Raw genomic sequence first — 13,588 nt, forward strand, 5'->3', positions numbered from 1 at the left:
TTCCTGCCTGGTGTTAGTCAAAAACACAGTCTTATGCCTACCCGTTATTGTAAGTGGGTGACTGTGTCCGGCGTTTCAGGGGGCTGCTCCAGCGACCTTGCAGCACGATACGCTGCGTGTTGCGCCTGCATCGTCAGGATTTCGGCACGCAGTTCCTCCCCGTATTCGAAGCTGCTTGTCACTCCCTCGGTGGCGTCCTGGACGGCCTTTATCAGGCGCAAAGCCAACACATCGTGAAATGGGTTCAAGCCAATAAAGTTCCCGAGTGTGTTGTCGCTAGGTTGTGCCGCGGAAATCAGCGCAACGAGTTTCTCTGCAGCCGTCAATAGGTCCCATCCGGATACAAATAAGAGAAGCGCGCAAAGGGCGAGAACCGGAGCCCCCTTCGATTCCTCGCCGATCAGATTCGGTCTGCTAAATGCCCGCCTGAGCGGCTGCCAGTGAAAGGCGGCAAAATCGGCCAACGCGATCGTGCGGCCGTAGTGGATTTCAAGCGGCGTCGCGTCGAACATGGTATGACCCATATGCTGGTTAATCAGCGACATCGCTCGCTCTTTCGCATGGAACCAGCCGACGCCAAATGGAAGTATTGCGAGGAACCGCTCGATCACGACGCGATATCGAGTGGACAGCTCGCGTGCTGCCGCGTGCTTCCAGTCGAAATCAAGAAGATCGCCGAAGCACGGTTGAAATGGCAAATCGCTTGCGTGGCCGCGCCGACCTACAAGCTCGACGCACCAGCTGACGGCTGCTGCCGGCCGGGTGATGCGGAACTGATGCGTGGATCGAAGTTCGAAATGCCACTTCCGGAGCGCGCGCATATCGGACTGATCGAACATTTTCCGCTCAATGCCAACGCATACAAGCTGCCCGATCGCACGCGTCAACGCGGACTTTGTTTCACCGAAGTCGACACTGCCCTCCCGCTTAGTGTCGGATGTATCGTTGCGATAGAAGTCACATAGGGGATGATGCGCGGTCTGCTCTCCGGAATCGAGGAAGCGATAATGAGCCTGTCGAACCACCCTCCCGTTGCTGCTACGGCCTTCGCGTATCAGGACAGCTCCTTTCGCGAAGCACGACGGGCACTCGAGCCCCGGCATCGCGGCATCGAGAGCGTCTCGCGTCGCCGCTAGAGAGAGGTTGATCGGAGTGTCTGTCGGCGTCCCCGTGCAAAGGCGCGCCAACTGCTCTACGTCCAGTTCCCGGCCGAATTGTTCTGAATATGCCGTTCGTGTCATTTCGAATCCCCGCTGGTACCAAATCCAATTGAGGTCTTGCCCGTCGACCCTCGACCATACCCTTGCGCATCTCCATGATCGACGCGTCGTTCATGGGTGGTCCCTCAAGGTGGTTGTGTTCGTGGTGTTATCGCGCCCGGCGTGGCCGTCCGTTGTTCCTAACGCAGCGGTTCGGTACGGCCGGCCACTTCGTATAGAAATTCTACGATCGCGAGCAGTTCGTGCAGGCGAGTCGCGACCCGCGGCGACACCAGCAAGTCGACGTCGGACCGGCGGGCATACTCGAGGCGGTCCGGGCCGACGCCAGACATGCCACCGCCGCCGACTTCAAACAGGCTCAGCTCGCCGAGGTCCGTTTCGCCAAACGACCGTTCCTGCAGCTCGTACGAACTGTAGATGTTGTAGATGTAGCCGCGGTCCGTCCAACGGTTCGTATCGACGCCCCAGGCAACGGCAAGCAGCCGCTCCAGGTGCGCCGCCGATCCTGCGGAGCTCGGCGCCTCATAAAACACAACACGTTCTTGAGAAAGCCGACCGGGCTCGCACAACTCGTCAGGCAACGCGACGATCGCACGATGCAGGATACCGGTGGCTCGTGTGTTGATTGACAGCTTACGCTTCAGCTGCTTGAGCAGCTCCGCCGAGGACTTGCCGTGCGTTAGCGGGTGTGCCGCGATGCGAGGATGACCGTGCGACGGTGCACGTTGTTCGAGATGGATAACATTGCCGCGCGAGAAGGTCACGCGCTCGCCAATCCGAAAGCCTTCATAGTGGTCGCCGGCATCCTCGACCCCGACGAATTCCGTCACGAGCGCACTGTAGCGCTCGTCATGAGAGGGCGGCTCGGGCGCGGGATCCTTGCTAACCGTCGCACGCAGCAGCGGTCCCTGAATGGGCTGCAATTCAACCACGTCGCCCGGCTCGATCGTGTCGCGGACCGTGTCGCGCTCGGTGTCCCAGCCGCGTGTCGGATCGGTCCGGAACTCGAAGTCGATCGGCTGGCGGGCTCCCCATACGCGCAGCAGCAATTCCCAATTCGCGAGTGGCATCTCGGATTCGCCGGCCTCCCAGCGCTGATACTGGCGTTCGGTGACGAGCAACAGGTGCGCCATCTGACCTTGAGTGCGACGACTGCGCAGGCGCAATGCGCGCAACGTCTCGTTATTGGGTTCCCCGATCGTGAGGTGTTCCGTTCCATTGGCCATGCCGCCTCCGTTAAACGACAGAATGTCGTTCCCATAACCTTAGCACGACATTTTGTCGTGTCAAGGGTAACGAGAGGCCGAGCGGTGCCACCGGAATCGGTCCCTGTGCCGCTTCCACGTTACAGTGGCGGTGGAACAACCACAACGCGGGCACAGCGATGGACTTCGAGCAGCTGGTTTGGATACAGCACCCAATCGGCAACGGCTGGACCGACGAGCCTGATCCGGTCATCTGGGCCGCCGTGGAATCGCTCGACGCGGTATGGCGCGGCACGCCCGAGTACGTCGGCCGAAAGGGTCTCGGATCGGACCAGGATGGCAGATACGAGGCGGTCGGCCAGTTTCTGCGCAGCGCGATCGGAGCGCGCCCAATTTTCATCCCGACTGTTTCGATGGTCGACGGAACGGTCTCTTTCACGGACGGACGCCATCGGTTTGCTTGGCTGCGCGATCACGGCCTGCGAGCGTTGCCGGTCGAGGTTGACGAGGACTCCATCGAGACCTGCAGAACTTGCTTTGGGACCACCGAGCGCGTTGGGCGATTTGATCTCGTCGCGCGTTAGGCCGCATTCGATCGAACCAATTTGAAGAAAGGGGGGCTATGTCACTCACGTTACTCGATCCGCGGTTCGTGCGGCGGGTCTGTTTGCTCTGCTGCCACTGCGTGCGCAATATCGCGTACTACCGTATGGGCTTCGTCAACGAGGATGGCTCGGGTGCGCTGAAGCAGCACACGCAATTCGGGGCAACGGTCAACGGCAATATGCTCGATATCGCCGTGCTCGAATGGTGCAAACTGTTTGCCGACCGCAATGCGGTTCATCACTGGAAGCGCGTGATTCGGGACGACACCGAGCGGCAACGATTTCTTGGCGACATGCTGCAAGATGCAGCCACGAGTCCGAACGACTGGAAGCGGTACCTGGACACCGTGCGCGTCTACCGTGACAAGTTCGTCGCACATCTGGACGACCTCGACGAGATGCACACTCCGTCACTGGCGATCGCATTGAAGTGTGTCCTCTTTCTGTACGCGCACATCCGCTCGAACTTCCCCGCATCAACACTTACGATGCCGGGTCGCGCGCCCCTGCCGGAAGACCTCTCCACCTACTACGGGGACTGTCTCGACGAGGCACATCAGGCATACGCCGCAGGGAAAGGCGTATGAATGGGCAATTTTTGTCACCGATGCTCGCCGCGTGGGGCGCAGTGCTCTCGACGACACTCGCAGGAATCAAGCTCGGGGAACTGTCGCGAGATCGGCATCGCATCGACATCAGATACTCGTTCTGTACCGACGAGCAGCTCGGTAACACCATCACCATCCGCAACCTGTCCGGGCGGCCTCTCATCCTGTCCTACTGGGAGCTTCAGCTTCGTCACGGGCGCTGGCCGCGGGCCTGATATTCCACGTTGATTTCACCTGAGTTCGACGTGTTGGCCGATTGCCGAATTGAACCGTATTCGAGCTACCCCTTGGTGTTCGCCGAGGCAGACCACTTCAGCTTCGACTGGGCGACGCGTCGCGGCGGCTCCCCCAATCCTGAAAAATCAAATTAGAAGTCCGCTTTGCGTTCGACCAGCAATCTCGATTTGTCTTCGATAATCTTTGCCCCGAGTTCAAAACCTTTGAACAGTGAATACAACGGCTGCAGCGATCGAGCCAGCAACCCACCAATCGCGGAAAGTGGCGTGCTCAAGGGCACAGACTGAAACACCGTGATGGTGTCCTGATGCGCTATTCTTCCCGGGGAGATGACACCGCCTCGGCGGTCGTACCACGCAGCCAACTCGCGGCCGTTAAGACCAGACCAGCGAAAAGCGAATTCCAGCGTGCAGTCGTCCTCTGAACATCCCATCGCCTTGGCAAAAGCCAATCCCACGGCGATGGCCTCCGCGCAGTCATAAACAGGTAGCGCGTAGTCGAATGCTGTGCCTGGTGTCGGGCTGTAGTTGGTCAATTGGGAATCATCGAACAGCGCCCGCAAATAATAGAAATGGCCTTCGGTACCGAAACGCTCGAAATCAATGTGACGGCCGTGCGCGAGCGCAATCAGTGCTTCCCAAACACCGTCGATTACATATGGGCGATCCGCCTCGTGTTCGAAATCATCAGACACGAGCCAAACTGGCCAACCGGTGTACTCGGGGTTGCTTGACTTCATCAGGTTCATGAACCTGCTGAAATCTTGCTTCGGAATCGGGCCGTCCAGGTACATCGCCACTTCCCAATAGCCGGTCTGCGGCACTAGCAAACTGCGCTGCTCAACTGCCGCCGAAAATCGATCCTTTCCGGTGTCCAGTAGCTTCTGCAGGCGCCCCTGCTCGGCGGGCACCCCAGCATCGACGTCACCCATCGCGCCGAATATCGCCGTGACCGTCTCCGGGGTGAGGCCACTCAAGTGACGGCGGACAAAGCGACCGATATCCGCCTCCCGATTGTCGAAACAGATGTCAATCAGCGCGGGCCAGTCATTCCATTGCACTTTGGCACTGCTGGGTACTCGATTGGCGTTTAATGTCCGGACGTAAACGTCGCCCACCGCAACAACGCTTTTGTCGTCCAATTTCAGGTCGGACTTTGCCGCCACCGGCGTCCGGACACCGGGAGGGATTATGATTACTGGATACATCACGGCATCCCGCTCGACGAACTCGACCGCTACGTCGAATTGCTCCGATGCAAATCGGGCAACCAAAGCAAAGATCTTGTCAGGATGGAAGGTACTCCTCACATCTAGCGGGACACGCGCGAGGTCCGGTTTCAGCGACTTGTCGTCGAAACCTATGAGCAAGTAACCACCGTTCGCATTTCGTAGCGCCAGCATGCCACGAACGAGCTTCATTTTCCCTTCTGGGGAATCGGGATCAAACCATGTCTTAATTTCGACCGAGAGGCTTTCGCTCGGTCGTTCGACGAGTGCTTTGACGCGCGAGCTGTCCACATCTGCCACTGCGTTCTCCTTTCAGAAGAGATGAATCGACTACCATCGTGCTCGACCTATCGATCCCGAAGAACCTCATCTGGCCATTGAAGACCTCGGGTGGCCATGATCCGCCCGCCCGTGCGGAACTTGTTCATCACGGGGAGCAGCGACTGCGCTAGCTTCCGATTGTCGTCGGAGATGAGACCAACCGGGCTTACATAAACATCGCTGCGGTGGATCATGAGGCTGCGCAACGGGAGCCACCCCTCCTCACCCAAGTTTCCGGCCAGCCCGCGCCGGAGAGCATTAGTTACAATATCAACCAGTTCGAGCCCGGGCTCAGGCTCGCTCGAAAACCGAAAGCTCTCGCCATACATCAATTGGAGATCGACGCCTGCTCCGTACGCTCGGTCCCCAGGCGGCGCAACATCGCGGAGATAGGCAGGTAGTTCGGCTAGGATGAACCGCCGGAAATGCCGATAATCGCCGCCGGGTAGCATCGCGCCAGGCCGTTCTAGAGACATTGCCTGTAGCCATATGACCAAGGTCTTCGACCACCAATCTTCCCAATCGGTGACCACGGCTGGGGCCTTTGCATCGATGATCCAGTGGAACTCGGCAAGTTCCTTCGGGAACCGCTGACAGTGGTACATGATCATGTCCTGCATGATCCGATAGAGCAGGTCAATCGTCACTGCGCCTTGTACATACAGTTGATCGGGGAACCCGGCCATCCTCGCCTGTAAAGCGGCAACGGAGTCGCGCAATTCCTGCGTGTGGCCATCGGTAAGGTTGGCGGCGAGACTAGCGCTTCGGCGATTACGGTGCGCGGCTATGTCGTCGGTCGTATGCCCGGCAAGATCGATCATCGACGCGCAGAAAATCGCACCGTTCTTGCGGAGCAATTCCACTACCGCCGCGACCTGCGTTTCGTTGAGCTTGCTTCCTTTTACCTCTCCCTTGCCGTTCTTCGGAAGATTGATGCGTAGCCGCTCATATTTTCTAAACAGTTTAGACAGGCTGTGCGAGGTGAGGATCAACGCACCAATCGTTGAGACGGCCGGCGCGCCTGCGCCAATGCCCGTGAAAGTCCCAGATTCGTCGATGAAGATATGCAAAGCCCCTCCGGGGAAAACCGTATCCGTTAAACAGAATTCGGAGGCCGATCACGCAACAGTTCGTCAGTTTTCTTGAAAAGGAAAATTTCTGCTGCGGAGATAGTCAACAAAGTCTCGATCCATCGATACGAATCGAATCTATAGCGCCTCCCTCGATTCGCCTTCCTTATCGCAGATAAGCCGGGTTGCGACTTTGGGTGCGTGTCGAATCTGACGAAGCTCGATAACAGGTGCCTTTGCCGATCTGTCATTTCATCGATTTCGTATCGTGTTTCGAGGAATTATGGCGGCAAAGCATCGCTCATCACAATCGGAGGCTCGGCAAACCTTCAGCTCCCCGGACGGGCGAGTGCGCCACTTAGGCAGAACGTCCGAGCCGGGCGTGGTATTTCGCCGCCTCCCGGCGCATCCGCGCCTCTTCCGGCGACACGTAGATCGACGTCGTGCCAAGCGACGCGTGGCCGAGTGTGCGCTGCACGACCTCGAGCGCGACGCCCGCGGCCAACATCTGGGTGCCGACCGTGTGGCGGAAGGCGTGAGGCGACGTGCTGGCCAGCTTGCGCCGCTCTGGCTCGGTCAGATCCTCCATCACCTCCAGCAGCTGGGCGATCGCCCATTGCGTGAGTCCGCGCGCGCCGCGCACGGAATAACCCGCCCCCGTTGCACTGCCGGCTACCGCTTCGGTAGTGTCGAGGGGTTCGCCGAATTTCTCGCGCGCCCGCGGCGTCGGCGGAATCACCAGCGGCGCCACCAGCGGCAAGCCGGGCGGTTCGGTCGCGGCCGCCGCGTCGAGATCCTGGCCGCGGTCACGCCAGTGCGCGCGCAGCGCGTCGACGCACTCGTCGCTGATCGGCACGTAACGCTGCTTGTTGCCCTTGCCGATCACCTCAAGCAACCAGCTGGCCGGCGTGTCGTCCTCCGCCGGCATCCAGACGAGCGCGGCACGCGTCACGGCGGCCGCCTCGGCGATCCGCAGGCCGCCATCCCCCATCAGCAGCAATAGCGCACGCGCGGCGCGCCAGCGCGGTCCGCTCGGGCCTTGCAGCTCGCCGCGTTCGGCCAGCGTCGCGCGTACGCGCGTCCAAAGGCTGAGCGGGAGCGCCCGCTCGACCTGCAGCTTGCGCACACGCTTGACGACGCTGGGATCGGAGACGGCCGCCCACGGGTTACCGGCCAAATACCGCACCGCGACCAGCCACGCGAACGCCGCGCGAATCGCGCGAACCGCATATCGCTGGCTTTCCGGTGCGAGGCCGCCCGGCGCGAATGGCCGCCACTGGCGACTCGTGCGCGCGACTGGCGGCCCCGTAAAGCGCTCGCCCGGCGCGGCGAGGAACGCCTTGTACGCCTCGCAATCCTCGACGCGCATCGATGACAGCGCGACGCCGCGCTCCGCCACGCACCACAACACGAGCCGCTCGAGCTCCTTCTTGTAGACTCGCTGCGTCGCGGGCCGGTCGTCGTAGCGATGGAGGTACGCGCGGACCGCATCCAGATCGTGCGCGGCACCGAGGTACGCGAACACGGGCGCCCGGTTCGCACCGTGCACCCCGGACAGCGCGTCGGGCAGCGCGAGGCGCTCGAGCGGCGCCAGCTGTCCAGCGCCGGCGGTGACGCCTGCGGACGTCGGCGCGAGCGCGTCGCCGGCGTCGACTTCGACCTCCACAGCGGCGCCGATCGACGCCGCGTGACGCCGGAGCCAGGCAACCAGCGCACGTGCCCGGCCAACACCGATACGTGGTACCGATCGCCACCACTGCCCGCCGCGGCGGTTCACGAACGCGACGAGCTCGCCGAGCGTGTGGATGCCCTCGCCCTCCAGGCGCGCGGCGACGATCGAGCGGAACCAGCGACCGACCGGATGTTCGGCCTGTGGCAGCGCGACTGCCCACTGCGCGGCGACCTGCTCAATCAGCTGCAGCGACACGGGCGTCAGGCGCGGCTCGCCGTATTTCTCGATCGCCGCCTGCAGGTGAGATTTCAATATCGGCGACCCGTCGCGCAGCGCGGCCGCAACCAGGTCATCGCGCATCGTGCGTAACAGCTGCGCGACATCGACCGGCTCGGCGGCATCGCGATCGAAGTACAGCCGCTCGATCGTCTCGATCGGCAGGCCTTTCACGCGCGCGCGCAGCGCCGTGAATTCGGTGCGGCTGTAACTGCGCAAGGCCATCTGGGCCAGCTGCTGGGGACGGTTGGCCATGGTTCAGGCGGTTGCGGGTTGCGCTGTGACGCCGAAGGCCTCGGCCCAGGACGTGTCGGTGACGGCATCGAGGGTCGCAATCGCCGCCGCGCGTGCTGCGTCGAGCGTCTGTGCCTCGCTGCCCGGCACATGCCGGCCCGTGAGGACGTCGGACACCGTGTAGACGGGCGCCGCCTCGATCGGCAGGCCGACGATGGCATGGATTGCCCACGTCCGTCCACGATGGTCAAACGGGATGCCGATGACTTCGACGTCGCCGGTTTGCATCGCGAGCGAAAACACGATCGCGTCGACGCGACGGGGTACCGGGCGCGCGGGCGGCTTCGTGGATGATTTACGGGCCATGAATTCAACTCCTGTACGGTACCGTCAGGTGGATTTCGTCGATCGGCGCTGCGAAGCGGTTCGCGTCAAGCATCACCGACCTCGCTGGGCGTTCTGAAGAATTTCGACGACGGCGGAGGTGCGCAGGGCCGCGCCGATCGCGGCATAGTCGGGATGGTCGCCCCGTGTCTCCGAAAACACGCACTCGCTGCCGAACCCCATCGCGAACGCCATCGCCTGCGCGGGCGTGCTCTGGTCGAGCACCGTGCTGGCCACCACGTCGGCGATCACCGCCTGCTCGTGCGGCGCCGGCGCACGGCCGAGCATCGGCTTGGCCGCGTCGCCTACACCGAGTGCGACCAGGCTAATCAGATCGATGCGCGGTAGATAGGCCGACAGCTGTTCGGCCATGCCCTCCTCGAGCGCCAGCGTGAAACCCTCGCGAAACAGCGGCGCCCGCTCGTACGCGACGCGCAGACAGCGCATTTCGCGCGCGTCGACCGCTATGTCGACTAACCTGAACTCGTGCCGGACGTCATATGCCTCCAGGCGGACATTCCGGTCATCTCCAGTCAGCTCAGCGCGCGCCAGGACACTCACGCTCACGGTTGGCGAACTGAGCGTGTTGGCCGAGCTGACCGGGGTCAGCTGGATCATGTAGTGCGGGCCTGCGAGTATGACGCCGGCCTGCAGGCGCTGGACTTCGATCATGGTTGGCTTCCTCGTTGGTTGTTGGTCAAAGCCGTCGCGGGTTGAATCGATGCGACACGACGGCGTGTGAAATCACGCTGGTCCGGCCGGCGTCAAGGGGTCAGCTTCGCCATCGGCCGCACCGAGTCCAATCGGTGCGCGACCCGGCACACGTTTCGTGTTGCGTGCCGCGATCCAGTCCGGCGCGTCGTTGGTCGCGACAAACAGGCTGCGTGCCGTCTCGCCTTTCTGGCGATCACTACCGAGCTCGACGCCGCCAAAGAACTTCATCTGCCATAAGGTGATGCGCGGATTGGTGCGCAGATACACGCCGCTGTACTCGAACACGCCGTTTCCGAGCGTGTGGTCGACGCGGCCGCCGGCCTCGCATCGCGCCAACAGGTCTTCGAACGTCGCCTGCCCCGGTCGCGTAAACATATTCGCGGACGCCACCGCGTGCGGTGCAATCTGGAGATGCCAGTGGTGCCAGGCGAGCCCGAGCGCGATGTAGCAGCACAGGATGGCCAACTTCTCGCCGTCGAACGGCACCGACATCCCGGTGGCCCAGCTGCCGTCAGGCTGTCGGATCAGGCGATCGCGCTGCCCGATAAACAACGCGCGGCGCAACGCGTCGTTCTTGGCCAGCCGCGGACCGAGCTGCGTGGCGAGCGCCTCGATCGAATCACCGTGCACGCCCCCCATCAGCAACACGGACAGCACGTAATGTTCGAGGCGCGACTTCGTCGTGTTGCATTCCAGGCAGGCCGGCACCATCGGCAGGTTGTCGCGTCCGCTCGTCAGAAAAAACTGGCGCGCGATCACGTGGTCCGCCGTATGCGCGCCCTGCTCCAGCCCGCAGTACACGCACGTCTTATTTCGAAATCGCTTGCTGCCCACGTGGTCTCTCCTGGTCAGTGCGGATCCGCGCGGTCGCGTCGACCCGTGTGGACGTCACGATGGACAGTGCGCCTGGTCGGTCGAATGCAACGTTCATGGTGGATGTGCCCGTCGTGTTATTGCGCAGCCGGCTCGTCGAGTGACCGTGGTCGAGCAGTACTTTGCTCGAGGGCCGTGAGGTAGCGATGAAACGGAACGCGCGCCAGCTGCGCGTCGTGAACAACCAGCGCGACTGCAATCGCCGTCCGTTCGACTTCGGTGAGCGTGAACCGCTGGTCGCGCTCGGCGCGCGCGACACACGATTCGATCGCCGCCGCGGCCTTTTCAAATGCCGACGCTTGCGTGTTCTCGATCCGTTGCGCGATGTCGATGACGTTCGACAACGTCGACAAGGATTCGATACCGCCCTGCCCCGCAGCCAGGCAAGTCTGCGCGAGGTGGTGCTTGAGCGATAGCCTGCGGGTTTGCGCCGTCGGCAGCGGCAGCAGCTGAGCTTTGCTCAGCGGCGCACGGCGGGGCCCCTTAGACACGGGTGCGGCACCAGGCACGAATGCCGGTTTGCTTAGCGCCGAGTCCGAGGAAGCGCGGCGCCCACACGGTTTCGATCGACACCACTTCGAGGACATTGGGCGCATGCGCGAGACGCGCATTCAAGGCGTCGATCGCGGCGTCCAATGGTGCCTTTCGGATGTTGGTGTCGAGCTGGAAAAACGGAATTTCGATCAGTTGAATTGTCATGGGGGTGGGTCGTGTTGGGCCCGCGCTATGCACGCTGGCCGGTCCGCTTACCTGGGGGCGCGCCCGACGAACATGGTGCCGCAGCGCGCGCAACGATAGACGTAGTCCCCGCTGTCGGAGAGGATCGAGGGCGAGTGGCCGCTCGCGTCCGGGCGGTGCATGCCGAGCCAGCAGGTGAGCCAAGAGAACATCCGATGCTCCTTTTCGGTCAGGGCCGCCCGCCCTTCACGGGCGGGCGGGATAGTCAGTGTAGGCCCGTCATCAACAACGCCAGTTTCCACGTCCAGTACACCAGCGCGGCGCTGGCCGCTGCGCCGCGCAGCATGAGAATCACCGTTTCCAGTTTCATGTGAGCACCTGTGCTCGTCGTGAAGGTGCCCCTACAGGTGTTCAAGAATGCGCTGTGCCGGCGCCCTGGCCGATAGTCATCGAACGTCAAAACAAGGGTTTTCCCTTGCTCTTCTGAGGTGTAATCCGGCCCCACGGCATTTTAGACCATTAACCGCAATGCCGATAAGGAGAGTTATCGGCATTAACCGCACAAAAAGCCGGCCGCAGCCGGGTTCGACGTCATTCAGGACCGCATGATCAGATACACGGCCAGCAACGGCAGGCTCGGCAACCAGTCGTCCAGGGTCGTACACACGCGCTCGTAGGCCGCGTCGAGCCCGGAACCCTCCGGGGCGTTCGGCGCGTCCGGAAACAGGCGCCGGCCGGTCTCGATCATGTCGTCGCAGAGGAACCCGTACCGGCCCTTTTGCAGCATGGTCCACAGGGCATCGTAGCGCTCAGCCTCGAGGGACATCAGACCGACCGACATCGCGTCGGCGATCCGGAATTTCATGTAGGCGATGCACCACTCGAGGAACATCTGCTGGACAGCCGTCATCGGCGTTGTCACTTCGCCCTCTCCTTCGCCACGCCCACCTATCGCAGGGCCGCGATCGGCAAACCTGATGCGCCCTCTCGTTGGCCGGCGCTCAGGGCTCGCGCCGGGACGCACGCGGCAAGCGTTACCGCCGCGAGCTGCGGCCAGCCGAGCGCGACCCACCCGACAGTCAATTAAAAGGCAAAAATCGCAGCACCGCCGAATCCGTTCATCCCCGCTCCTATTCTGTTCTCAGGCGCACTGTCGTGCGTCGGTGGCTCCCATCGACGTGCCGCCGGCGGCCGCCACGCCGTGTTACGTCGCCGGCCGCAGCCAGTTTTCGACTGGCAGCCCGGCGACACGGGTGAATTCCGCCGTGTTGTCGGTGACCAGCACGGCGTCGACCGCCAACGCATGCGCGGCGATCAGCATGTCGTTGGCGCCGATCAGCTGGCCTTGCTTCTCGAGCTCGGCCCGCAACCGCCCGTAGCACCGGTCCGCGTCGGGCTGCAGCGGCAACACGGTCAGGCTCGCGAGCAGCTGCTCGACGCGTTGCGCGAGCGTCGACGAGCCGCGCTTCCAGACGCCGAACCGCAACTCCGCGGCCACGATAATCGAGGTGCACACTTGTTCGGGCGGCGTTTCCCCGATCCGGGTGGCGCATGCGCCGCGCGGGTCGCGGATCACGTTCGACAGAATGTTGGTATCGAGCAGATACAGCGTCATTCGATGTCAACCGGTTCGGGCGGGAGGTCCTCGATGTCCGGAAAGGTCTCGTCTAACGGGGTCCATTGGGCGAACAGCTCACGCAAGGGCGCGGCTTCCACCGGCTCGATAATCAGGCGCCGGCCTTCCCGGTGGATGGTGACCTCAGAGACCAGCAGCTCGAATTCGCGCGGGATCCGCACGGCCTGGCTGCGCCCGTTACGAAACAGGCGCGCATGGCGGGTGTCATGAGTTGGCATGGTAGTGATCCCTAGTCGGCTTGCATATGCCACAGCATATACAACCTGAATTGAATTCGCAAACAGCTGCCGCAAGCTCGCCACTACCGGCAGGGCTATGGTGCGCGAGCCTGTTACTGATTACTGAAACCGTTGTGCTCTGACGTTAAAGAAGATCCCTTCGACCACCTATGGGACTTTCTGTGTCAGAAGTGTGCCCCGACAACAGCCAGCCTCTGGATTGACTCAATATCCCGCTAGAACCGCGCCGTGGCCACCTTCTTGGACGCGCATAGGAGCATGTGCCGCAGCCTCCCCTGAGCCAGTCACCGCACTAGGAACGATGTCTTATTACATACCCTTGAGCCCTCTCCGCAACCACACGCGGCCGTTCATCAGTGGGCTTCTTTTCGATCCGATGCCTCGAGTC

General features: G+C 62.2%; 16 protein-coding genes. 3 read left to right on the forward strand and 13 right to left on the reverse strand.

Translation table 11 applies throughout. From position 1 onward, the window contains the following. Nucleotides 1–44 precede the first annotated feature (44 nt). Nucleotides 45–1,241 carry a hypothetical protein gene (locus KPB06_RS02720; protein WP_275920323.1) on the reverse strand — a complete coding sequence of 399 codons (1,197 nt, stop codon included), beginning with the start codon at nt 1,239–1,241 and terminating at the stop codon, nt 45–47. Between the two features lie 158 nt (nt 1,242–1,399). Further along, a complete protein-coding gene (locus KPB06_RS02725) occupies nt 1,400–2,446 on the reverse strand; it encodes a helix-turn-helix domain-containing protein (protein WP_200161380.1) in 1,047 nt (348 codons plus the stop codon). Nucleotides 2,447–2,604: 158 nt separating this feature from the next. Between KPB06_RS02725 and KPB06_RS02730 the strand changes: the two genes are divergently transcribed. From KPB06_RS02730 to KPB06_RS02740, 3 genes are read left to right on the forward strand one after another with little or no spacing between them, the layout of a single operon-like run. Beyond that, on the forward strand, nt 2,605–3,009 hold the full coding sequence (locus KPB06_RS02730; RefSeq protein ID WP_200161381.1) for a plasmid fertility inhibition factor family protein: 405 nt from the start codon (nt 2,605–2,607) through the stop codon (nt 3,007–3,009). 38 nt (nt 3,010–3,047) lie between these two features. Beyond that, nucleotides 3,048–3,617: a hypothetical protein gene (locus KPB06_RS02735; RefSeq protein ID WP_275920324.1), complete on the forward strand. Its 570-nt coding sequence runs from the start codon at nt 3,048–3,050 to the stop codon at nt 3,615–3,617. Then, nucleotides 3,614–3,853 carry a hypothetical protein gene (locus tag KPB06_RS02740; protein ID WP_134257871.1) on the forward strand — a complete coding sequence of 80 codons (240 nt, stop codon included), beginning with the start codon at nt 3,614–3,616 and terminating at the stop codon, nt 3,851–3,853. Before KPB06_RS02735 ends, KPB06_RS02740 begins: the two co-directional genes overlap by 4 nt. A gap of 152 nt (nt 3,854–4,005) precedes the next feature. Here KPB06_RS02740 and KPB06_RS02745 read toward each other — a convergent pair whose 3' ends face one another. From KPB06_RS02745 to KPB06_RS02795, 11 genes are all read right to left on the reverse strand, one after another. After that, nucleotides 4,006–5,403 carry an AlbA family DNA-binding domain-containing protein gene (locus KPB06_RS02745; RefSeq protein ID WP_134257872.1) on the reverse strand — a complete coding sequence of 466 codons (1,398 nt, stop codon included), beginning with the start codon at nt 5,401–5,403 and terminating at the stop codon, nt 4,006–4,008. A 47-nt stretch (nt 5,404–5,450) separates the two neighbouring features. Then, nucleotides 5,451–6,494, reverse strand: coding sequence for a hypothetical protein (locus KPB06_RS02750; RefSeq protein ID WP_134257873.1), 1,044 nt, complete (start codon nt 6,492–6,494; stop codon nt 5,451–5,453). 358 nt (nt 6,495–6,852) lie between these two features. Continuing rightward, entirely contained in the window at nt 6,853–8,697 is a 1,845-nt protein-coding gene (locus tag KPB06_RS02755) for a phage integrase family protein (protein WP_134257874.1), read from the reverse strand. A 3-nt stretch (nt 8,698–8,700) separates the two neighbouring features. Then, the gene (locus KPB06_RS02760; protein ID WP_038785438.1) at nt 8,701–9,042 is read right to left on the reverse strand and encodes a hypothetical protein; all 342 of its coding nucleotides are present in this window, start codon (nt 9,040–9,042) and stop codon (nt 8,701–8,703) included. 72 nt (nt 9,043–9,114) lie between these two features. Further along, nucleotides 9,115–9,732, reverse strand: coding sequence for a hypothetical protein (locus tag KPB06_RS02765; RefSeq protein ID WP_134257875.1), 618 nt, complete (start codon nt 9,730–9,732; stop codon nt 9,115–9,117). Nucleotides 9,733–9,804: 72 nt separating this feature from the next. Next, nucleotides 9,805–10,608, reverse strand: a complete 804-nt coding sequence (locus tag KPB06_RS02770; protein ID WP_134257876.1) for an HNH endonuclease — start codon at nt 10,606–10,608, stop codon at nt 9,805–9,807. Between the two features lie 116 nt (nt 10,609–10,724). Continuing rightward, nucleotides 10,725–11,156, reverse strand: a complete 432-nt coding sequence (locus tag KPB06_RS02775) for a hypothetical protein (protein ID WP_134257877.1) — start codon at nt 11,154–11,156, stop codon at nt 10,725–10,727. Further along, on the reverse strand, nt 11,131–11,346 hold the full coding sequence (locus tag KPB06_RS02780) for a hypothetical protein (RefSeq protein ID WP_134257878.1): 216 nt from the start codon (nt 11,344–11,346) through the stop codon (nt 11,131–11,133). The genes KPB06_RS02775 and KPB06_RS02780 overlap by 26 nt, the downstream gene beginning before the upstream one ends. A 574-nt stretch (nt 11,347–11,920) precedes the next feature. Then, nucleotides 11,921–12,247, reverse strand: a complete 327-nt coding sequence (locus tag KPB06_RS02785) for a hypothetical protein (protein WP_275920325.1) — start codon at nt 12,245–12,247, stop codon at nt 11,921–11,923. A 282-nt stretch (nt 12,248–12,529) separates the two neighbouring features. Next, on the reverse strand, nt 12,530–12,940 hold the full coding sequence (locus KPB06_RS02790) for a type II toxin-antitoxin system VapC family toxin (RefSeq protein WP_275920326.1): 411 nt from the start codon (nt 12,938–12,940) through the stop codon (nt 12,530–12,532). Further along, nucleotides 12,937–13,179, reverse strand: a complete 243-nt coding sequence (locus KPB06_RS02795; RefSeq protein ID WP_175810152.1) for an antitoxin — start codon at nt 13,177–13,179, stop codon at nt 12,937–12,939. Before KPB06_RS02795 ends, KPB06_RS02790 begins: the two co-directional genes overlap by 4 nt. Between the last annotated feature and the right edge of the window lie 409 nt (nt 13,180–13,588).

This window comes from Burkholderia semiarida (genome assembly GCF_029268935.1).
Classification (GTDB): Bacteria; Pseudomonadota; Gammaproteobacteria; order Burkholderiales; family Burkholderiaceae; genus Burkholderia; species Burkholderia semiarida.